This is a genomic window from Brachyspira hampsonii, assembly GCF_001746205.1.
In the GTDB taxonomy this organism is placed as follows: Bacteria; Spirochaetota; Brachyspiria; order Brachyspirales; family Brachyspiraceae; genus Brachyspira; species Brachyspira hampsonii_B.
Window position 1 is genome coordinate 65,407 of record NZ_MDCO01000001.1, and the last position, 22,147, is coordinate 87,553.

Genomic DNA, 22,147 nt, shown 5'->3' on the forward strand with positions numbered 1-22,147 from the left:
TTAAAGGTTTAGAAATTAATTTACCTATTTTTTCAAATGTTGATGAGGCATTGTATACTAATCAGTTTATATATTACTTTTGATGTTTTAACAAAATATTTTTGTAATAATTAGAAAAATATATTAGGTATTGAAGTTAATTTTTATTAGAAAATATTATTTGCAATTAACATAATAATAAAATTCGCTTGATTTAATAATAATTTATGATAATGTTAATAAGTTTGATAATAATAAACAAAATAAAAACATAATTGAGGATTATATGAATACTAAATACATATTTGTAACAGGCGGAGTTGTATCTGGTTTGGGAAAAGGAATAACAGCATCTTCATTAGGAAGACTTCTTAAGGCTAGGGGATTAAGTGTTACTATACAGAAATTTGATCCTTACATAAATGTGGATCCTGGAACTATGAGTCCGTTTCAGCATGGAGAAGTTTTTGTTACTGATGATGGGGCAGAAACTGATTTGGATATTGGGCATTATGAGAGATTTATAGATGAGAATTTAAATAAATTTAGTAATGTTACTACAGGAAAAATTTATCAGCATGTTATAAATATGGAGAGAGAAGGCAGATATTTAGGTGAAACTGTTCAGGTTATACCTCATATTACTAATGAAATAAAGAGAAGAATATACAGAGAAAATGATACAAAAAAGACTGATATAGTAATAACAGAGATAGGCGGTACTATAGGTGATATAGAGTCTTTACCTTATATTGAAGCTATAAGACAGGTAAAAACAGAATTAGGTCAGGATAATGTTTTATATATACATGTAACATTGATACCTTTTATCAGCTCATCTGAAGAAATAAAAACAAAACCTACACAGCATAGTGTAAAAGAGCTTATGCAAAGCGGTATAATACCGGATATTCTAGTATGCAGAACTAGCAAGCATTTACAGGAATCGCATAAATCAAAAATAGCATTATTCTGCAATCTTCCTAAGGAAAATGTCTTTGAAAATTTTGATGAGCCTAATATTTATAATGTGCCTTTGATGCTTGAATCGCAGGGACTTTCAGATGTTGTATGCAGACATTTTAAATTGCAGACTGCAAAAATAGATTTAACAGATTGGACAGATTTAATAATAAGGCAGAAAAATATTTCTATAACAAATGAAAGAGTAAGAATCGCTATAGTTGGAAAATACATATCTATGAAAGATGCTTATATATCTTTAATAGAGGCTTTGAATCATGGCGGCATATATAATGATATTAATGTTGATATAGAATGGATTTCAGCCGAAGAATTAGAAAATAAAGATGATATATCTGAATATTTTAAAGGCATTCATGGACTTATAATACCTGGCGGATTTGGAGAGAGAGGAATAGAAGGTAAAATACAGGCTATAAAGTATGCAAGAGAAAATAAGATTCCTTATTTTGGTATATGTTTAGGTATGCAGCTTATGAGTGTTGAGTTTGCAAGAAATGTATTAAAATTGGAAGATGCCAATACAATAGAAGTGAATGAAAATACTAAAAATCCTATAATTACGCTTATGGAAGAGCAGAAAAAAAGCATATTAAAAGGCGGTACTATGAGATTGGGGGCTTTTGAATGCGATGTAAAAGATGGAAGTTTGGCACATAAACTGTATAATAAAACTTCTATTAGCGAAAGGCATAGACATAGATATGAATTTAACAATGAATATATAGATGTAATGGAAAAATCTGGGTTTATTGTAACAGGTCGTATGAAAAATACTGATTTGGTTGAGATTGCTGAAGTTAAAGATCATCCTTTCATGATAGGGGTTCAATTTCACCCTGAATTAAAATCAAGAATTACTAATCCGCATCCTTTATTTGTAGGATTTATAGAGGCTGCTAAAAGATTAAAAGTATGATATTATGATATAATATGAATATTTTTTATAAAAAAAAATTTTTGTTGCTGCAGCAATAGATTTTTTTGTATAAATGCCTGATAATAACCTTAAAATTAATTAAGGCTTATAGATGGAAAATTATATTAATAATATAGATTATAAAAAAATAGTTAATTTAAAAGATTTAATAGCAATTAAAGATATATCTATGCTTTCATTAGTTGATAGAAAAAGCTTAGTTATGTCAATAATATCAGCAGATAAAGGTAAAGAAATACCTACTCATACAAGTACAGGAGATGTTCTAGTTACAGTGATTGACGGAAAGGCACAAATAACAGTTGACGGCACTCCGTTTGAAACATCATCAGGAGAATCTATTTTAATCCCTGCTAATACATCTCATTCATTAAAAGCTATAGAGGCATTCAAATTGTTAGTTATACAAGTGAAACCAGAGTAACCCTAAATAAATTCATGATTATGGTATGGAATAAATCCTTGTTCCATACCATAATTATTTAACTAAAAATATTGTAAATACTTGTTTAAAATTTACTGAAAATAATATATATTATTTATATATATTATTATAGGATTTATATTATGGGAAAAGCAAAAAATATTTTTACTATGGCGACTTTACATCTTATTAAAAATTTACTAAATTTTTCTTCAAGATTGCTGCCTGTTTTTATAATTGTTTTATCATTATTAAAACTGTCAAAAGTATTAATTGATTTAAGCTGGTATTTTATATTAAGTATTCTAATAATAGAAGTTATACTTATAATATTTGCATTAGTCTTTGATTCTATGTTTTTTAAAAATAATAAAACTTCTGATAATGCTTCAAGTTCATCAGATGATGCTAAACAAGATAATTCCAATACATCTGAAGCATCATCAGCTAATAAATTTTCAGTATTGAATATAGCAGCAATATTTTTTGCTTTTTTGGGTATAATATTTGTAATATTAAAATTATTCAAAGCTGTTTATTGGAGCTGGGTATGGGTTCTTTCTCCATTATGGCTTTCTACTGCATTAGTATTATTTATATTATTAATATGTTTGATAGTATTTATAGTATCTGCATTAAGTAAAAAGTCTAAATCAGAAGATATTAATTCTCATCAGTCTTCAGAAGATACAGATAAAATGGAAAAGACAGATAATACAGAAAATAAAGATAATTCAGATATTAAAACAGAATAGTTAAACAATTAATTTAAGGGATATAATTAGATGGAAAATATTTTATTGAATATCATTTTTACAGCAGCAGGAATATTGCTTTTATATTTGGGAGGAACATATATTGTAGATGGAAGTGTTATGGTGGCTAATAGGCTTAAAATACCGTCTATAGTTATAGGGCTTACAGTTGTTGCTATGGGAACATCAATGCCGGAGCTTTTTGTAAGTTTATTCGGAGCTTTGAGGGGAGAGAGTGCTATTGCAGTAGGTAATGTTATAGGAAGCAATATATTCAATGTCGTATTTGTACTTGGCGTATCTGCTTTATTTATGACTATGTCTGCCGGTAAAAAGTCATATTATGTTTCTATGGTCTCTATGTTTATAATGTATGCTGCTTTGGGTATAATGCTTTTTAATATTAAAACTAAGAGATTAAGCGGCGATAAAATATCAATAATAGAAGGTGCTGTACTTATAGTTTTATTATGTGTATATGTTTATTATTTATATACTGTAATATCCAAAGATAAAGATGAATTAGCAGTATTTGAAAAGGAAGTTTCATCATCTAGTAAAACACATTCTATATTCAGAGCTATATTTAAAATAATAGTTGCTGTATTGGCATTGGCATTTGGTTCTGATGTATTTATTAAAGGAGTTACAGGAATATTCAGAAATTTCTTGAGCGAGCATATAATAGGTTTTATAGTTGTTGCTGTAGGTACAAGCATACCTGAACTTGTTACAAGTGTAATAGCTGCTGTCAAGAAAGAGGCTGATATATCTATAGGAAATATAGTGGGAAGCAATATATTTAATGTAGGAGGAGTTTTGGGTATATCCTCTATGGCTTCATTCAAATACGGCGGAATAATTTTAAGTGAAGCTCAGGATTATTTAATGGACTTTTCTATTATGGTGTTTGCAGGATTATTATTATTAGCTTTTACTGTAAGAGGAAAGAGTTTAGGCAAAGTAAAAGGAGTTATATTTTTAATTATATATATTGCTTATGTCGCCTATCTTCTTAAAACTACATCTGTATAAAATTAATTATTTATTAATATATCAGTAAGTTTTGCTTGGTGATTTTCTAGTGTGTTATTTTCAATATATGTTTCAAATATTAATTGGGTGCAGTTATTTTTATTAGATAATATATATACATAATCTCCAAGCATAACTGCTTCGTAAACATCATGTGTAACATAGAAAAAAGTTTTATTTGTTTTTGATTGTATATTTTTTATTATATCAATAAGTTCTTTTTTCCTTTTTATATCCTGTCCTTGTAATGGTTCATCCATAAATATGAAATTTGAATCATAAGCTAAAGCTCTTGCTAAAGATAACCGCTGCTTCATTCCTCCACTAAGCTCATTGGGTTTTGAATTTATATTATCTATAAGCCCTGTAATTTCTAATGCATTCTTTATTTTTTTATCCATTTCATTTTTATTTTTAATTTTATCTTTTAAAACATATTCTATATTCTTATATGAAGTTAAAAAATTTAAGAGTCTAGGTTCTTGATATACGAATGCTTTATCATCTTTGTTTATTTTTGATGCTATTATATTAAGCAATGAAGTTTTACCTGAACCGGAAGAGCCTAATATTATATTTATTTTATCTAAATGAAAATCTATATTAAAATTTTTAAATATTATCAAATCATTATAAGAGAGATTTATATTTTCTAATCTGAATATATAATCATTTATTTTATTTATCATGATTTATCCTTATAATGATTTCAAATACAGCATTAAATATTATCGCAATAAGACAGTATGCAAATAGGCTTACACTGTCTAAATATAAATGAGATTCATAAAGTTTTGTACCTATTCCAAAAGCAGGTAAAGCGAGTATTTCTGCTGCCAATATGCTTTTCCAAGTTATTCCCATAGACTGAGATATTCCTGTAAATATGTATGGTTTTATATACGGTATATAAAGGTATATTATCTGAGTTCTTAAAGATACATTATATGATATTGACATTTCTATTAATTTTTTATCTACATTCATTATTCCATTAGTTATAGAATCATACATTATAGGAAAAATAATAAGCATAGAAACAAATATAGGAACGGTATTATTATCAAACCATATTATAGCAACTAAGATTAATGGTATAGTAGGTATTGTTCTTATGAAATTGATAATTGGTATTAATGTATATCTAATAGGCATAAATATTCCTGATGATATTCCTATTATAAATGCTGATAAAAAGGATAATGAAAATGTGCTTAGTACTCTTAATAAACTTGATAATAAATCTTTGTAGAATGATTTTTCAGATATTATTTCTATTAACTTTTTTAGTATATTTGGTATATTGGGAAAAACTATTTCTGAATTTATTTTTAAAGCAGTAAAATACCAAAAACTTATGAATATAATAACACCTAATATTAAATATATAAGTTTTTTATTTTTCATTATTATTTTATTCTTTTGAATATAAGAATTTCATTATCTAAAGTAGTAATTGTAAGATTATTACTTGTAAGTTCTATTGAAGATGCTTTGCTTAATAGTTCTATATATTTTTTTTCTTCTTCTACAGCCTCTGATGTACCGCCCATTTTGGTAACTACCATATCAGTAAATATTATCATATTACCTCTACGCATTTCATATTTTCCTAAATAAGTATTAAATCCGCTGTATCCGTAAAACTCTTCATTATAGAATGATATTGTAATACCTCTACCTTCAAACATATTGCTAAGCTGAAAAGTTTTTCCATTTAAAGTACTTGTAGATATATTTATAGATTGTGATGTTGTATTACATGAGCCTATAAAAATTACTATAGTAAAACTTAGTATCAAAATAAAATTTCTTATCATTAAAATATCCTATATGGCATTTACAATATTACTTAAAATTCTTCAAAGACTAAATTCTCACTGGATAATAAAGTATATATTGTTAACTGTCTGCCATTAATTTTGTAAGAAGTAGCATTTTTCAGCATGTTAAGATATTCTATTTCAGCAGCAATTCTATCGCTTGTACCTGATTTTTTAGTCATTGAAATTGATAATATGTTAAATATATCTCCGTCAAGAGTATATGAAGATGAATAATTATTAACAGCAGAAAAACCATGTATTGTATCATGTGTAAATTCTATGGTTATGTCCATATCAGGATATATACTTACCAATTTAAATTTCCTTCCAAAAAGGGAGTTATTTGTTGGTTCTTCTATATGACTAACTTTTGCTGTTGAGCATGAAAATATAAATAATACCGCTGCCAAAATATGTACAATATATTTCATAATTATCCTAAATTTAATTCATAATATTAATATTATCGGTAAAAAATAATTAAATTTGATAATGTAATTTTATATATTATTTCATAATGTTAGGTCTGTAAAACATATTGAAATTTTATTATTTTTATATATAATGTATAAATATATTTTTTAATTATAGGGTATGAAAACTTATGAAAAAATTTTTAACAATTATTTTTATATTATCATTATTGGCAGGATGCAGCAATGCATCAAAGAATAATGAGGTATCTTCAAATAAACTTAAAGTTTATGCAAGTATTTATCCAATATATGATTTTGCTAAAAAAATATGCTCAGATAAAGCAGATGTATATAATATGACTTCTACAGGGTCAGAGCCTCATGATTTTGAAATAACTTCAAAAGATATGGCTGATTTAACAAAGGCAGATTTATTTATATATAATGGCGGAGGAATGGAGCATTGGGTTGACACAGTTAAAGATAATATAAAAGAATTAAAGTATGTAGAAACTTCATCTAACATTAATAATGAAGGATTAGATCCTCATTTTTGGCTTTCTCCTATTAAAGCAAAGAAACAAATGGAGAATATAAAAAATGCATTGGCGGATATAGATTCCATTAATGCTGATTATTATAATTCTAACTATAATTTTTATGCAGACAAATTAGATGAATTAGATAATCATTTTAAAGAAGTTTTATCAAATATAAAAAATACTAACTTGGTAGTAACTCACCCTGCATTTGGACATTTTTGCAAAGAATATTCATTAAATCAGGTGGCTATTGCTAGAGATGAAGCAGATCCTAAGGCTATGTCTGAAACTATTGATTTTATAAAAAATAATAATGTAAAAGCTATATTTTATGAAGAGTTTTCAAGTTCTAAATTAGTCGATTCTATAGCAAAAGAAACAGGAGTAAAAATATTGACACTAAATCCTATAGAATCTTTAAGCGAAGAATATATTAAAGCAGGAAAAGATTATTTTTCTGTAATGGAAGATAATCTCTCATCTTTAACTAATGGACTTAATTAAAATAATATTATGAGTAAGATTGTAGAGTTTAAAAATGTGCATTTCGGATATACTTCTGATGATATACTTAAATGTATAAGTTTTGATGTTAATAGCGGAGATTTTGTATCTATAATAGGTTCTAATGGAGCAGGCAAAAGTACAATATTAAAACTTATTTTAGGAGAGATTAGTCAATTCAGAGGAAGCATAAAACTATATGGAGAAGATATAAATAAATTCAAAGATTGGAAAAGAATAGGTTATTTAGAGCAGAATGCATATTCAAAAATTGTAAATTTTCCAGCAACTGTTTATGAAATAGTTATGTCTAATAATTTTGCAGATATAGGGTTATTTAAATTTCCAAATAAAAGTCATCGTATAAAAGTTATAAAGGCATTAGAGCTTTTAGGTATGGAAAAGTATAAAAATAGAATGATATCAAAGCTTTCAGGAGGACAAATTCAAAGAGTATTTTTAGCAAGAACATTGATATCAGAACCTAACTTACTTGTACTCGATGAGCCTACAAATGGTGTAGACAGGGAAACTATTGATTTAATATATAAAATTCTACAGTCTTTAAATAAAGAAAAGAAAGTAACTATAATAATGGTTACGCATGATATAGAAAAAATATATAGTATATCAAATAGAATATTTTGTTTTGAGGAAGGTTCTTTGGTTGAGCTTGAAAAGAAGCAAATATATGATGAACTCTTACATAAACATAAGCATCCTAATAGCAACAATATTTGTTCTTGTTAATTAATTTTATTTACATACCCCACCCTTTATTTTTTCTGATTTATTTTGCAATTTTAATTTAATTATATTTCTTGCTTAATTAGAATTTTCAGCACCCGCCCAAGTTTTGATTAAATTTAGAATTGTATTTAACGCACGGTGTATTCTCTTTTTTATATGATTGAAATTCCATTGTTAATGAATTTATATATAAAATTTCATTTTGCGTGCGTTGATATGAACTTTAAATTTAAATAAATTTAGGGTGGGTGTTATAATCACAGAATAAGCAAAAAATAAATGTAATATTATATTATAAAATTAGATTATAAATTTATAGGGTGGGAGTATGTAAGTTAATTTTATGCTTCATTATGTTTTGATGATAAAGCAGATTTTAATAATATTATAATTATAAAAGTTGTTATGCTTATTAGAACTATAGTTGCTCCGGGTTTAAGACCTTGATAATAGGAAATGAATATTCCTAATATTGTGAATAATAAATTAAAGAGTACAGCAAAAATAATAGTTTTTTTGTAGCTATTAGCTATTTGCATAGAACAGGCAACAGGTACTACCATCATTGACGATACTATTAAAGCTCCAACAGCCCTTGCTGATATTGATACAGTAACAGCAGTTAATATTGTAAAAATGAAATTAATTCTATTTACAGGCACACCAGAAAGTTTTGCTAATCTTTCATTGAAAGTTATATAAAAAATTTCTTTGTATAGGAATATAAAAATTAGTATTGATATAGAACTTATTAATATTACTAATTTCAATTCAAAATCGCTTATAGCGACAATACTTCCGAATAAGAAGCTGTTAAAGTTTGAATTGTTCGCTACAAATCCGGAAAGAAGTCCAGCAACTCCTATAGCCAAAGACATTATAATTGATATAGACATTTCTCCATATTTAGCTATTTTTTTTCTTATAAACTCTATTGATAATGCAGATATTATACAGAATATTATGGAAGCTACTATTGGGTTTATATTAAAAACTAAACCGAATGTAACTCCGGCAAGTGAAGTATGTGATATAGCATCTCCTATCATAGAAAGTCTTTTTAATACAACAATCACTCCTATGCAAGGTATTATAACAGCAAGCATAATACCAACTAAGAAAGCTTTACGCATAAAATCATATTCAAATATTTCCATAGGATTTTCCCATATAATTAAGTAAAAAGTATATTCTATATTATTTAATTATCTTATCTGTTTTATAAGTTTACAAATAAGTTCTGCTTCATTTTTCTGCAAAGTAGGGTATATAGGCAATGATATACTTTTTAAATATGCATTTTCAGTATTAGGATAATTTTCATTGGGTAAATTAAGATACTGATGCAAAGGTTTAAATATAGGTCTTGCCGCTTCTACATTATGTCTTTCAAACATCTTAATAGCATCATATATATTCATACTTCCGTTAAGCATACAAACATATCTATAATATGAAGGACTTTCACTGTCATGAGTAGATAATTTCATCAAATTGCTTTCAAGTATAGCATTATCATAAAATGAAGCTATATCTGCCCTCACTTCAACCATTCTTTCAAGATGTTTAAGCTCTTCTATACCTATTGATGCTTGAAGGTCAGTTGCACAGTAATTGAATCTTTTAATAAATTTTTCTTTTTTATCATAATGAATTATATCCCTTATAGCATCCATCCCCTTTTTCTTTGTGAGTATCATTCCACCTGCACCGCCAGAAGTAATCATTCTAGTAGCAGAAAGAGAGAAGTAAGCAAAATCTCCGAAACCTCCAAGTAAAGTATCTCTGTATTTGCCTCCCAAACTATGAGATGCATCCTCTATAACAGGAACTTTAATATCAGTAAGCTCATCTATTAAAGCACAATTTCCAAACATATGAGAAACTATAATTGCTTTAGTTTTTTCATTGATAGCCTCTATAACATTGTCCATAGATATTTGAAAACTGTCTTCATCTATATCTATAAGTATTGGTGTAGCTTTTAAATTTGTAACTACTTGAAGAGGTGATGCGTTAAGGAAAGAAGACATTATAACTTCATCTCCTTCTCCTATATTAAGATGTCTTAATATAAGTTCTAAGGCAGCAGTTCCGCTATTAACAAATATGGCTGTAAAACCTTTTCCAAAATAATTTGCGAAAGCTCTTTCAAATTCTTGTATAACATCACCCGTAGCAAGATTATCGCTAATCATCACTTTTAAAGCAGATTCTAAATCTTTTTTTCTTATAGTAGGTCTGGAATGTCTAATCAATTTTCTGTTCCTTATATAAAGTTAAAATATTATAGATGATGATATCATAAAATATATTATTTTCAATATTATGATAAATTCTGAATGCTTGATTTTTTATTGTATTTTTATTTTATTTTAGTATAATTCTTTAGAATGAATTATAAGGATTGTAAAAAATATGAATAGTTTTATTAATAAAAATAATGTCAAAATTATACTTTTATTTTTAATTATTTTTTCATTTATACTTAACATAATATTATCTTTTCGTATAATTCCAATAAGAGGAAGTGTTGATGATTTTCAGCATTTTTATGATATGTATAGATGGTATGAAAAAGGAGAATTGCCTGTAACAAGTACAAGATTTTTAGCTTCAGATACTTATAAAGATGAGTTTACAACCTCAAGAGTACCCGGAGGAGCTTACTATATATTTTATATTTTATGTTATAAATTAGGTAATGAGAATCTATATGCAGCTAAAGTTATAAATTATTTTTTTAGTCTTCTGATAATATCATTGTTTTTATTTTGGCTTTATAAAAGATTAGGACTTTTTGTTTGTTCCTTAATTTCTCCGCTTATTCTTCTTAATGGGTATATGGTAAAAGCTATGACAAATTTTTGGAATCCTCATATATCATTAATATTCGGATTTATATTTTTAATTTTATTTTATGAATATGTATATAATATTAATTATTATAATATAAATTCCAAAATATCATCTATTTTTATTTTTCCAATATTAGCTATTATGGCACAAGGACATTTTGTTGCTTTCTTCTCTATTATACCAACTATGATATTTTATTTAATTATATATTATAAAAACACATCAAAATATATAAAGTATTGGATTTTGGGAGTGTTTTTATCATTTGTACAATATATACCTTATTTAATTTCTGAAATAAAAAGCGGATTTATGAATTTGAAAGGAGCATTATCTATAAGAGATGCTTTAATCTGGTTTCCATTCCCAAAAATTCAGTCTCTATTTCTATTTCCTACAAATGAAATGTCAGCATTTTATTTAAAAAAATTTGATAATATAATCGAATTTTGGATTTCACAGCCGTCTTACATATACGGTTTAATATTTTTAGTTCTTAATCTTATATTTTCTGTTTTTTGTTTAATAAATATGTTTTATTTTGTATTTAATTTCAGATATAAAGGAAAAACTGATAATGAAAAAGCAGCTTTAAATATTTCTAAATTTTTTATTTTTTCAATTTTCATTACTATAATATGCTTTTTTATATCTAAATCTAAACCAGGCTATTTCCATTATTTATACGGACTTTTTTCGATATCTTATGCTCCTATTATTTTATTTTTGGTTCAAAAAGAAAATTTTGTTATGAATAATAAAAAAATATTTTCAGTTTTTATTATTTTCTTAGCCTTGAATGCTTCTGCTATGTTTGGAAGTATTGAGAGATATATTAATAAATTTGAAAAAGATTTAGCAAGTGATCAAAATAATTCTATAATAGAATTTTTAGAAAATAATAAACATTAATTTTATTGACTTTATTAGATCAGTATTATATACTACTAGTAATAGTAATTATTTAAATTTTAAGGAGATATAATAATGAAGAAGTTATTTATTGCTTTATCAATTTCAATATTATTAATTGCATCATGTTCCAAAACTAATAATGCCAACACTTCATCATCAGACAACGGGGCTAAAAAGATAGGAATACTTCAGCTTGTGGAACATGTGGCACTAGATCAAGCTAATAAAGGTTTTGTAGACGGCTTAAAAGAAGCAGGTTATGAAGACGGAAAGAATATTATAATAGATTATCAAAATGCTCAGGGCGAACAGGCAAACTGTATTACAATATCACAGAAATTTATTAATGACAGGGTAGATTTAATATTGGCAATAGCAACACCAGCAGCACAGGCAGTTGCTAATTTAACTAAAGATATACCTATATTAATTACAGCAGTAACAGACCCAGCCGATTCAAAATTAGTTTCTGATAATAATGCTCCCGGCGGCAATGTTACAGGTACTTCAGATTTAACACCTGTAAAAGAACAAATGGATTTGCTAAAAAAATTGATTCCTTCAGCACAAAAAATAGCATTTTTATATAATTCAAGCGAACAAAACTCTAAATTTCAAGTTGATATTGCAAAAGAAAAAGCAGATGAATTAGGTTTATCTTATGTAGATGCTACAATCACAAATCCTAATGATATACAGCAGGTAGTTCAGAGTTTGGTTGGCAAAGTAGATGCTATATATGTACCTACAGATAATATGGTTTCTGCCGGAATGGCTAATGTTGTTTCTATTACAGAACCTGCCAAAATACCTGTTATATGCGGAGAGGCTGGAATGCTTAATGCAGGCGGACTTGCTACTTATGGTATAGATTATTATGAATTAGGAAAATTGACAGCTAATCAGGCAGTAAAAATATTAAAAGGAGAATCTCAACCTGCTAATATGCCTATAGAATATATACAAAACCCTGTATTAGAAGTTAATACTAATGCAGCTCAGAAATTGGGTGTTACAATACCAGCAGATTTATAATTTAATATTAATTGATTATTTTATGATTGTATTATGATTGTACAAAGCCTGTATAAATATATATGGGCTTTTATTTTTTTGTTTTATGAATAATATAAAGATAACAATACAGTATGACGGCACAGATTTTTACGGCTGGCAAATACAGCCTAATTTAAGAACGGTGCAGGGAGAAATATATAAAGCGGTAGAGAAAGTATATGGTGAAAAGATTACTATATACGGATGCGGGAGAACAGATGCGGGAGTGCATGCTTTGGGTCAGGTAGCTAATTTTAGAGTTCCTAAGATGCTTGTTCCTATTAATAAGGTTCATATAGCTTTGAATTCATATTTAGATAGAGATTTAAGAATAATAAAAGCCGAAGAAATGCCTGATAATTTTAATGCAAGGGCTTCGGCTATATTTAGGGAATATTTATATATAGTTCATAACAGCAGCACTTCTTTTCCTTTTTATGAAAGATATGCTTGGTTTTACAGAAAGAATATTATAGATGAAAAATTAATCAATGAATATGCAAAATATTTAATAGGAGAGCATAATTTTACATCATTTTGTTCTACAGAAGATGAAAATGATTCTAAATTTAGGTATTTAGAGAGAGTTAAAGCCATAAGGAAAGGGGATACTATATATTTTATTATTAGAGGCAATGCTTTCTTACATAATATGGTAAGAATTATAGTTGGCACTTTGGTAGAGGGACAGAAGAAGAAAAAGCCTGTTAATTTTATAGAAGATATATTAAAGAGTGAGAATAGGGCATCGGCATTTGTAACGGCTCCTGCACATGGACTTTATTTTAGAAGAGCATTTTTTAAAGATGAATAATTTTAATAAAAAAACTTGAAATAAATTTTATATATGTTATAATATATAGCATATTTGTTTGGAGAGTTCGTTCAATTGGTAGAGCAGCGGTCTTGAAAACCGCCGGGCTAACACCCATGTGGGTTCGAGTCCCACACTCTCCGATTTTGATAAGAATTAAATAGCTTCTTTTATAAGGGGCTTTAGCTCATCAGGATAGAGCACTGGTTTCCTAAACCGGGTGGGCAGGTTCGAGTCCTGTAAGCCCCAAAATGTTTTATCCTAATATCTTAATAAAAGTTTCTAAAAATGAATATCAGAGATTATATTTCATACCTGCTTAATAAGAGTAAGTTAAATAAAGTTAAGCTATTAATATCCGATATAGACGGAGTTATGACCGATGGAAGATTAGTATTTGATGATAATGGGGTGGAAAGTAAATTTTTTAATACTCAAGATGGTATGGGAATAGTTTTAGCATTAAAGGCAGGAATAAAAATTGCTGTTATATCTGGAAGTAATTCTAAGGCTATAAAAACAAGATTTGATAAATTTAGAAGGCATGGTTTTGAGGATTTAATACTTGGCGAAGAAAATAAAATGCCTATTGTTTTAACTTTAATGGAAAAATATGGTTTAAAAAAAGAAGAGATAGCTTATATTGGAGATGATTTAATAGATTTAAGTGTTATGAAATATGTTGGACTTTCTTTTTCTCCTAAAGATGCACATTATGAAGCTTTAAAAGCTGCTGATGTTATAATTCATAAAAGAGGAGGATATGGTGCTGTTAGGGTAGTAATAGATATGCTGCTTAAATCTAAGGGTATTTACGATGAAATTATTAGTAAAATTTAGTATAATACTTCTATTATGTGTTTCCTGCACTAACTTTAATGATATTGGAAAAGAATTTACTCAAACTGAGGATTTTGTACCGCCTCCTGATATGGAATTTTATGGTTTTAGAAGAGAAAATTATGATACCAATTTTAAACAGTTAGATTCCTTTGCAACTAATGCCAAATTCTATAATAAAAAGAAATTGGTTGAACTTTATGACAGCAGAACATATACTTATGATTCTAACAATACAATAGCAGCTAGTGTGTCCGGAGAGTTTATAACTGTAAATCAGGATACATTATTCACTCAAATATATACAAATGTTATAGTTAAATCATCTAACAATACAATACTTTATACGGAATATCTTCAATGGGATAATGAAAAACAGCAATTTAAAAGCCCCGTTCCAATTCGTGTAGAGCAGGAAGACGGCAGTTGGCTTACAGGAAGCAGTATGGAAGGTGATATGGGATTAGAACATATTACAGTATATAATGAAACTGATGAAGGTGATGCTATAGGAGTGCCGGTTGCTGAAGATCAATAAATTTTTTGTTTTAATTATATTATTTATATTGGCATTATCCTTGTTTGCCCAATCAAGAAGAAGTGCTGATAAATTTACATATAATAATAAAACAAAAGTTTTTCAATATACAGGTAATTCTAAGATGGAAGATTCATCTGCTGTAATTACAAGTCATGTTATGACATTTTATCAGGAAACAGAGCTTGCCACATTCAGCGGAGGTGTAAGACTTGTAAGCAAAACTAATGGTTCTACTATATCCGGCGGATATGCAAGTTATAATGGAAAAACCAGATATGCTTATGTTAAAAATAAACCTGTTTTAAGATCTCCAACAAATAATATGACTATAAGAAGTTCATTTATGGAAAGAGATTTTAATACACCTTTAGCTAAGGCAATTAGCAATGTTCATTTAACTCATATTGATAAAGAAAGCGAAAGAAAAACAGATGGTTATGCTGATAATTTAGTATATGATATGGATTCTGAAATAGCAGTTCTCACAGGAAATCCTAGACTTTATCAAGGAGCAGACAGATTAGAAGGTGAAATATTAGAGTATAATGCTAAAAATGCTACTGCTAATGTTATGGGAAGAGGTAAGATATATGTACTTCAAACTAATAATTATGTAAATTCTTCTGAAACAAACAAAAAAAACAGCAATGTAAGTAATTATAATATTATAGTAGCAGATAGATTGTTTTTGAATGAATACGGCGGAAAAGATAATAATACAAGAACTTTATATGCTTATGGAAATGTTACAGCCTATTTTTATGAAGAGAATATGATACTCAAAGGCGGATATATAGAATATGAAATAGATAATGAGCATATTTATATGTATCAGGATCCTTCTGTTAGAATACCAGACAGAGGAATTATCGCTTTTGGAGAATGGATAGAATACAAAAAAGATGAAAAATTTAAAGATGTTATATTTCATAATGATGTTGTTATGATAGATTATGATGAGAGTTTATCATTAGAGGGAGATTTGCTTCATCTTGATCCGGATACTAAAGTTGCTACTGTAAGCGGAAGTCCTAAAGCTTATGTAGAAGATAGAAGTATTAAAATTACATCTGTAACTATGCAGATGTTTAATGATGAAGAAAAACTTAGAGCTAATGGAAATGTGTATGTAGAAGGAAAAGATATGAATTCTCAAAGTGCTTGGGCTACTTATTTTGATAATGAAAAATATTTAAGACTTTGGGGAGAAAGTCCTTATTTGAAGCAGAAAGAAAGTGTTGTAAGAGCTAGAGAAATAAAGTATTATATAGATACTGAAAAAGTTGAAGCTATGGGTGTAAGCGGTGAAATACCTGAGTAATGCAGTATTTTTGTTTTTGTTATTCTTTTTATCATGTCAAAAAAGTAATGAGCCTCTTAAGAAAAATAAAGTATATGATGTTAACATAACTTATATAGAAGACAGCAGTATTGTCGGGTTTACACCGGGAGATTTTCTTGATATTTTTGATGATGATTTATCGGATCTTACTTATAAAATATTAGGTTATAAAATAAAATATAATTTGAAAAATGGTATAAGTTATGATAAATTTTACAGAGATAACAGAAAAATAATAACAGAAAATTCAGATATATTTAAAAGATATTTTATAGATGTAAAAAATATAGATTCTGCTCAATTAGAAAAAGATATATTATACTCCCTTTCAAATGAAACTAGTGCAAATATAAGAAATTTATTCGGATATGAATATGGAACTCCTTTAAAAGTAATAGCAGAAAATATATCTCCGTCTTATCAGCAAAGTATACTTAATATTTGGAATAGTCAAGTAAATGGAAGAAATGAGCTTTTGGATTCAAAAAGACTATTTATTTTTACATCTTTATATTGGAGGATAGCTGCTAATGAATTTACAGACAGCTCCTTAGTAATAGTAAATATTCCGTTAACTTCAAATTACAGAGGAATGAGTGCAAAATCTATTGCTGACGGAGGATTTGTAGATAGAATAATTTGTGAAAATAATGATATAAAGCCGTGCAAATCAATTTCTATAATTAGCACTTATCAATTTTTTAATTCTGGCTTAGATAATGAAACTTTAAAGAATATATTTTCTTATTATATTATTCAATCTATTGCAGCGATGTTTGCAAAATATGATATACATTCAGATGAGAAACATTCAATAATGGCTGAGGTTAATAGGTTTGATTATGTTAATTGGTACAGCAATATAATCAATTTTAAATTAAATCAGCCTTATAAAACTATTAAATATTATAAAGATACTATTAAATACTAAATATATTATCATAGTATGAATTAACTATGTAAAAATCAACATTATATAAAAAATGTCTATAAAAACTGATACAAAAATTATTAAATGTCTAATATATATGTTTTATATGTAGTGTATTATAAAAATAAAAAACATATATAGTAAATTTCTTGTAAAATCACACAAAAATAGTATTTACTAAAACTTAAAAGATAGTACAATTTGTATATAAACATTTTAATTAAAATGTCGATTTTTATTAGTGGGAGAAAATTATTTTATGATTAAGAAGATTTTTATTAACATTTTATTGTTAGCTGGTTTTTCGGCTGCTTACGGTTTTGATGAAGGTTTTATATGGGCATTAAAGGTGAACTTTAATGGTACAGCAACATTGCCTTCAATAAGTAAGGACGATTTAGCTAAATTAGGTGCTACATATATGAAAGGCGGAGTAGGTTATACTATGGACGGAGAGGCTGAGCTTGGCTATTTATTTGGATCTGAAAGATGGTTTGGCGGATTAGATCCTGCAAAGTTTAGCGGTATGAGTTTATTTGGTTCTTTAGGTGTAGGAAACGGATTTGCCGGTCAGATTTCAGGAAACGGAATTGCCGATATGTATATTAATGTTTCTTATGCTCCAGTAATAAGTTTTGGTGTTGGTACTAAAGCTTATTTTTTAGATAGCAGATTAGCATTAGGTTTGCAGTTAGGAGGAAAAATAATAGCGGATTTATCTCCGGCATATTTAGCATACAGCAGTGATAACACTCTATTAGCACCTGAAGTTGGAGAAATAATAGTAAGTGATTTTATGATAAAAAATATGAATCCTGTAATGTTTAGTATAAAGTTTATGATAGAATATAATCAGCCTATTAATGATAGAGTAGAAGTAATATTAGGTGCTTATACAAGATTCAATGTATATTCACCAGGATATATAACAATGCCTGATAGTTTGTATAAACTTATGGCGTCTGTAAAAGATCCTAATTTCACATTACAAACACCGTTAAAATCTTATTATATAAACTCATTAGATTTTGGTATAACATTAGGTTTGGCATTTAAAGGATGATTTTGTTAGAGGCATAATATGAAAAAGAGTTATTTATTATTTTTAGTAATAATATCTATGTTTATGATGTCATGCGGCGGTCATTTCTTTAATCCTAGATATTATTATAATAAAAAAGATTCGGGTATTACTGAAGCTCCGGATACAGCACCTGAAAAAGTTCCGGAACAAGTGCCTGAATATGAAGATCCTTTCAAAAACGGGGATTGGAATAAGCCTACTTATGGAGGATATGATGCTAGTAGTTTTAAAACATGGTTATTTAAGGTAAGTTTCCAAGGTGATAAATTACCTAAATACAACTTTTTTAATGATACTAAAGGAAGAGTATGGATTGCCGGAGTATTAGACTGGAATAATATAGATGCACAATATTATAAAGCTGAAGACGGTGAAAATACTTCTGGTACAGGATTAGCAGTTCCTTCTGAAGTAGATATTAGTGATATGAAAATTTATAAGTATGAAGGAAAAAACCCTCTCTATGATAGTTCTGGTTATTTAGAAGGAAGAATAGATAGATTTAATTTTTATTCTATAGATGGTTATGCTACAAGTTCAGCACACCTTCAACAGTATTTGATAGCAGTAGATACTTATTCTAAGTTTATATTTGCTTTCGGAGCTATTACAGGTACAAAGGATGCTGCTTTTGGAAATAAAATACCTTCAGAATTTGAAGCTATAGAAAAACATGGTGATTATGATTTTTATGAATATGACCCTATAGGTTATGTAAAAGCGGATGGTACAGTTGTATTATATGAGCATTATATAACAGAATTTGTTGCTTCTCCTACTACTTATTCCCCTAAAGTACATACTGAGTTTGAAAGTATGGCAACACATGATGAAAAGGGTCAGGGAAGTTCGCCTTACCTTAAAGTAGATGCTTCCACAATAGACCCTAATACTATATTGAATAATTTCAAAGACAAACAATATGGTATAAGGGATAAGTTAGTATTATATACATATAAATTTGACGGCACAGCTAATACTTTAACACTTACAGCAGAACATTTCTATGACGGTGAGTTATCAAATGTAACTTATACATTTAGCAAAGTAGCCGGATTGACATCAGCGGAATATGTTAGTTCTTCTGGAGGAACTATCATAGTAAATGGTATTGAAGATTATGGCAAATTAAAAGACGGTGGCAGTTTTGAATATGTATTAAATTATAGTGATGATGGTCCTTTATTTAGATATAGAGTTGCTGGTAAAACATATAAAGCTGAAGATGGAAGCTATGAATATAGATTTAATCCGGACGGAACTAGCTTAGACTATTATGTAAATAATAACTATGTTAGATCATATACATTCTCTCAGGAGGATGCAAGCGACAGAGCTGTATATAAACAGACTACTGCTGTTTACTGGGGATTAAGAGTGGCAGATTATCAGAAAGACGGAAGTACTATAAAAGACGGTGCTCTTTATTGGTCTGGCAGTTCTTGGGCTTCTCCTGGAACAACTCCTACAGATGGTGTAACTTCAACACCTGGATATTTGAATGTTAATATTATTAAAGGCGGATTTACAGAAAATGTTAAAGGAAAAGTATATAAATATAGAGATTATAGTGAGTATGATATATCTTCTCCATTGCCTGAAGGTTATAAACCTACTGGTAAGAGTTTGATTTTATATACTTATACATTCTCTGATGATGCTCAGTCATTAACTATTTCAGAAGAAACTTGGAATGCAGGAACAGTTAGTAAAAAGTATACGATAGTATCTTCTTTAGATAGTTCAGCTGTATATGAATATAATGGAGCTCAGATTACTGTAAGCATACAAACAGATAATAATACTTTGTATAAAGATGGGGTTGTTGTTGGAACTACATCATTTACAGATTATGATCCATTATTCCCAGATAGAGTAAGAGGGGCCACTTTTGTAAAAAAAGATGGTGAATATATATCACTAACTGTTGGTACAATTTATAATTTGGAATATAAATTTAATGCTGATGCTACTGAATTAACCTTGACATATTCTTATAGTCCTGATAAATATGCTGAAGAAACATTCAATTATGAATTGTACAGATATGATGATGAAGCAAAGAATAATTATCGTGGAGTATATAAATGTTTGAATGGTGGTGTAGCTATATTTGATATTGTATATAGTTGGGTAACTTTAACTGATAATAATACTATAAAGATAAGTAAAGATTATGGTCCTAGCTATAATCCAGGTTCAAGTGATACTTTAGGTTATGAGGCTTATAGAGAAAGTAAATAATAATCTATAATTAAAAAATCAAGTGGGGAGGGAACTAAAAAGCTCTCTCCGCTTTTTTGCTAAAAATTTAATTTAAGGAAAATGTATGAAAAAGAGTTATTTATTATTTTTAATAATAATATCTGTTTTTATGATGTCATGCGGGGGGCATTTCTTTAATCCTAGATATTATTATAATAAAAAAGATTCGGGTATTACTGAAGCTCCTGATACGACTCCAGACAAACTTCCTGATGAAGTAGAACCTGATAAAGATCCTTTCAATATTAATAATGGTGATTGGAATAGTCCAGATTATGGAGATTATAATGCTGATAAATTCAAAACTTGGTTATTTAAAGTGAGTTTTCAAGGTGATAAATTACCTATATATAAATTTTTTGATGATACTAAAGGAAGAGTGTGGTCATCTGGAGTAAAAGACTGGAATCAAGTTAGTGCTGAATATTATAAAGCTGAAAATGGTGAAAATATTTCTGGTACAGGAATGCCATTCCCTTCTGAAGTTAGTATAACAGATATGTATATTTATAGATATGTAGGAAATAATCCGCTTTATGATAGTTCTGCTTATTTGGATGGAAGATTAGATAGATTTAATTTTTATGCTATAGATGGTTATGCTACAAGTTCAGTACACCTTCAACAGTAAAAGTAACATATACAGGCGTAGCTTTCAATAATATACAGTTAAGATACTATACAGGCATAGATGCTTTCAATGCTATAAGATTATATTTCTATTATAGAAATTCTACGATTAAAGACCCTAATATTACTTCTGCTTCAGAAATTTTCGGCTTCCAAACAAGATTCTACTTCTTAAATACTCAAATAGGAAATGTAACAGTTAATCCTTATTTGAAAGTTACATTTGATACTGCTTTAAAAGGCGGACTAGCTAAATCTGGTGTCTACGTATATACAGCTGAGGATATTGGTAACTTTTTGATAGGAAATGGTTTAAAACAATCAGATATATATGAAAAAAGTGCTTATAAAGTATCAGTTGCTGCTGTATTGGGTATAACTGCTAACAGCGATATAGTTACTTTATATGTTGAACCTTCTTTAGGTTATACTGCTAATTATGATGGAAAACTAAGTGCTAGAGCTACTGGTGTTCCTACTGATCCTAAAGTAATACATAGCTTAGCTTGGGGTGCTTATACAGAGCTTTATATCAGACCTACTCAAGACTTAGAATGGTACTTCGAGATGGATGTTAATAACGGCGGAACAAAACAAGGTTATACAGATGCAAATGATAATTTTATAGGAAGCGGTATTCCTGTATACTTTGAAACTACTACAGGTATAACTTGGTATTTACCTGCTTTCAATTAATTAGAAATTAACTAGAGAA

Annotated in this window: 23 protein-coding genes and 2 tRNA genes; 19 read left to right on the forward strand and 6 right to left on the reverse strand. The window is 28.1% G+C overall.

Translation table 11 applies throughout. The features are described from left to right. The first annotated feature begins 265 nt into the window (after positions 1 to 265). From pyrG to BFL38_RS00300, 4 genes are all read left to right on the forward strand, one after another. A complete protein-coding gene (pyrG, locus tag BFL38_RS00285; protein ID WP_069725182.1) occupies positions 266 to 1,882 on the forward strand; it encodes a CTP synthase in 1,617 nt (538 codons plus the stop codon). Positions 1,883 to 1,994: 112 nt separating this feature from the next. Continuing rightward, positions 1,995 to 2,327: a cupin domain-containing protein gene (locus BFL38_RS00290; RefSeq protein ID WP_069725183.1), complete on the forward strand. Its 333-nt coding sequence runs from the start codon at positions 1,995 to 1,997 to the stop codon at positions 2,325 to 2,327. Positions 2,328 to 2,470: 143 nt separating this feature from the next. Next, positions 2,471 to 3,082 carry a hypothetical protein gene (locus BFL38_RS00295; RefSeq protein ID WP_069725184.1) on the forward strand — a complete coding sequence of 204 codons (612 nt, stop codon included), beginning with the start codon at positions 2,471 to 2,473 and terminating at the stop codon, positions 3,080 to 3,082. A 30-nt stretch (positions 3,083 to 3,112) separates the two neighbouring features. Beyond that, positions 3,113 to 4,117: a calcium/sodium antiporter gene (locus BFL38_RS00300; RefSeq protein ID WP_069725185.1), complete on the forward strand. Its 1,005-nt coding sequence runs from the start codon at positions 3,113 to 3,115 to the stop codon at positions 4,115 to 4,117. Positions 4,118 to 4,119: 2 nt separating this feature from the next. Here BFL38_RS00300 and BFL38_RS00305 read toward each other — a convergent pair whose 3' ends face one another. Genes BFL38_RS00305 through BFL38_RS00320 form a run of 4 tightly spaced genes read right to left on the reverse strand, consistent with a single transcriptional unit; the run spans position 4,120 to position 6,374 of the window. Next, on the reverse strand, positions 4,120 to 4,806 hold the full coding sequence (locus BFL38_RS00305) for an ATP-binding cassette domain-containing protein (protein WP_069725186.1): 687 nt from the start codon (positions 4,804 to 4,806) through the stop codon (positions 4,120 to 4,122). After that, complete coding sequence (locus BFL38_RS00310) at positions 4,796 to 5,524, reverse strand: ABC transporter permease (protein ID WP_069725187.1); 729 nt, start codon at positions 5,522 to 5,524, stop codon at positions 4,796 to 4,798. The genes BFL38_RS00305 and BFL38_RS00310 overlap by 11 nt, the downstream gene beginning before the upstream one ends. A 2-nt stretch (positions 5,525 to 5,526) precedes the next feature. After that, positions 5,527 to 5,937: an META domain-containing protein gene (locus BFL38_RS00315; RefSeq protein WP_069725188.1), complete on the reverse strand. Its 411-nt coding sequence runs from the start codon at positions 5,935 to 5,937 to the stop codon at positions 5,527 to 5,529. A 32-nt stretch (positions 5,938 to 5,969) separates the two neighbouring features. Further along, the gene (locus tag BFL38_RS00320; protein WP_069725189.1) at positions 5,970 to 6,374 is read right to left on the reverse strand and encodes an META domain-containing protein; all 405 of its coding nucleotides are present in this window, start codon (positions 6,372 to 6,374) and stop codon (positions 5,970 to 5,972) included. Between the two features lie 173 nt (positions 6,375 to 6,547). Here BFL38_RS00320 and BFL38_RS00325 point away from each other — a divergent pair, with 173 nt between their 5' ends. Together BFL38_RS00325 and BFL38_RS00330 are read left to right on the forward strand one after the other, a co-directional pair. Continuing rightward, positions 6,548 to 7,405 (forward strand): metal ABC transporter substrate-binding protein, encoded by an 858-nt coding sequence (locus BFL38_RS00325; RefSeq protein WP_069725190.1) that lies wholly within the window; start codon positions 6,548 to 6,550, stop codon positions 7,403 to 7,405. 9 nt (positions 7,406 to 7,414) lie between these two features. After that, complete coding sequence (locus tag BFL38_RS00330; protein ID WP_069725191.1) at positions 7,415 to 8,155, forward strand: metal ABC transporter ATP-binding protein; 741 nt, start codon at positions 7,415 to 7,417, stop codon at positions 8,153 to 8,155. A gap of 341 nt (positions 8,156 to 8,496) precedes the next feature. On the opposite strand, the gene BFL38_RS00335 is transcribed toward BFL38_RS00330, so the two are convergent. Both BFL38_RS00335 and BFL38_RS00340 read right to left on the reverse strand, forming a co-directional pair. Further along, entirely contained in the window at positions 8,497 to 9,312 is an 816-nt protein-coding gene (locus BFL38_RS00335) for a metal ABC transporter permease (protein WP_069725192.1), read from the reverse strand. Positions 9,313 to 9,360: 48 nt separating this feature from the next. Next, positions 9,361 to 10,413, reverse strand: coding sequence for a DegT/DnrJ/EryC1/StrS family aminotransferase (locus BFL38_RS00340; RefSeq protein ID WP_069725193.1), 1,053 nt, complete (start codon positions 10,411 to 10,413; stop codon positions 9,361 to 9,363). Between the two features lie 160 nt (positions 10,414 to 10,573). Here BFL38_RS00340 and BFL38_RS00345 point away from each other — a divergent pair, with 160 nt between their 5' ends. The 13 genes from BFL38_RS00345 to BFL38_RS00405 all read left to right on the forward strand — a co-directional run bounded on the left by BFL38_RS00345 (position 10,574) and on the right by BFL38_RS00405 (position 22,128). After that, positions 10,574 to 11,926, forward strand: a complete 1,353-nt coding sequence (locus tag BFL38_RS00345) for a hypothetical protein (RefSeq protein ID WP_069725194.1) — start codon at positions 10,574 to 10,576, stop codon at positions 11,924 to 11,926. Between the two features lie 75 nt (positions 11,927 to 12,001). After that, on the forward strand, positions 12,002 to 12,964 hold the full coding sequence (locus BFL38_RS00350; protein ID WP_069725195.1) for an ABC transporter substrate-binding protein: 963 nt from the start codon (positions 12,002 to 12,004) through the stop codon (positions 12,962 to 12,964). An 85-nt stretch (positions 12,965 to 13,049) separates the two neighbouring features. Beyond that, positions 13,050 to 13,799, forward strand: coding sequence for a tRNA pseudouridine(38-40) synthase TruA (gene truA, locus BFL38_RS00355; protein WP_069725665.1), 750 nt, complete (start codon positions 13,050 to 13,052; stop codon positions 13,797 to 13,799). Between the two features lie 60 nt (positions 13,800 to 13,859). After that, positions 13,860 to 13,942 (forward strand) — tRNA-Ser (locus BFL38_RS00360). A gap of 33 nt (positions 13,943 to 13,975) precedes the next feature. Further along, a tRNA-Arg gene (locus BFL38_RS00365) sits at positions 13,976 to 14,048 on the forward strand. Positions 14,049 to 14,087: 39 nt separating this feature from the next. Further along, entirely contained in the window at positions 14,088 to 14,639 is a 552-nt protein-coding gene (locus BFL38_RS00370; protein WP_069725196.1) for a KdsC family phosphatase, read from the forward strand. Beyond that, positions 14,617 to 15,177, forward strand: coding sequence for an LPS export ABC transporter periplasmic protein LptC (gene lptC / locus BFL38_RS00375; RefSeq protein WP_069725197.1), 561 nt, complete (start codon positions 14,617 to 14,619; stop codon positions 15,175 to 15,177). Before BFL38_RS00370 ends, lptC begins: the two co-directional genes overlap by 23 nt. Further along, on the forward strand, positions 15,161 to 16,501 hold the full coding sequence (locus tag BFL38_RS00380) for an LptA/OstA family protein (protein WP_069725198.1): 1,341 nt from the start codon (positions 15,161 to 15,163) through the stop codon (positions 16,499 to 16,501). The genes lptC and BFL38_RS00380 overlap by 17 nt, the downstream gene beginning before the upstream one ends. Further along, positions 16,485 to 17,453 carry a hypothetical protein gene (locus tag BFL38_RS00385; RefSeq protein ID WP_069725199.1) on the forward strand — a complete coding sequence of 323 codons (969 nt, stop codon included), beginning with the start codon at positions 16,485 to 16,487 and terminating at the stop codon, positions 17,451 to 17,453. The genes BFL38_RS00380 and BFL38_RS00385 overlap by 17 nt, the downstream gene beginning before the upstream one ends. Before the next feature lie 259 nt (positions 17,454 to 17,712). Beyond that, the gene (locus tag BFL38_RS00390; RefSeq protein WP_176720528.1) at positions 17,713 to 18,516 is read left to right on the forward strand and encodes a hypothetical protein; all 804 of its coding nucleotides are present in this window, start codon (positions 17,713 to 17,715) and stop codon (positions 18,514 to 18,516) included. Between the two features lie 18 nt (positions 18,517 to 18,534). After that, positions 18,535 to 20,781: a hypothetical protein gene (locus tag BFL38_RS00395; protein ID WP_069725200.1), complete on the forward strand. Its 2,247-nt coding sequence runs from the start codon at positions 18,535 to 18,537 to the stop codon at positions 20,779 to 20,781. Positions 20,782 to 20,866: 85 nt separating this feature from the next. Continuing rightward, positions 20,867 to 21,433: a hypothetical protein gene (locus tag BFL38_RS00400; protein ID WP_069725201.1), complete on the forward strand. Its 567-nt coding sequence runs from the start codon at positions 20,867 to 20,869 to the stop codon at positions 21,431 to 21,433. 32 nt (positions 21,434 to 21,465) lie between these two features. Next, a complete protein-coding gene (locus BFL38_RS00405) occupies positions 21,466 to 22,128 on the forward strand; it encodes a hypothetical protein (protein ID WP_083249351.1) in 663 nt (220 codons plus the stop codon). Positions 22,129 to 22,147: the final 19 nt, after the last annotated feature.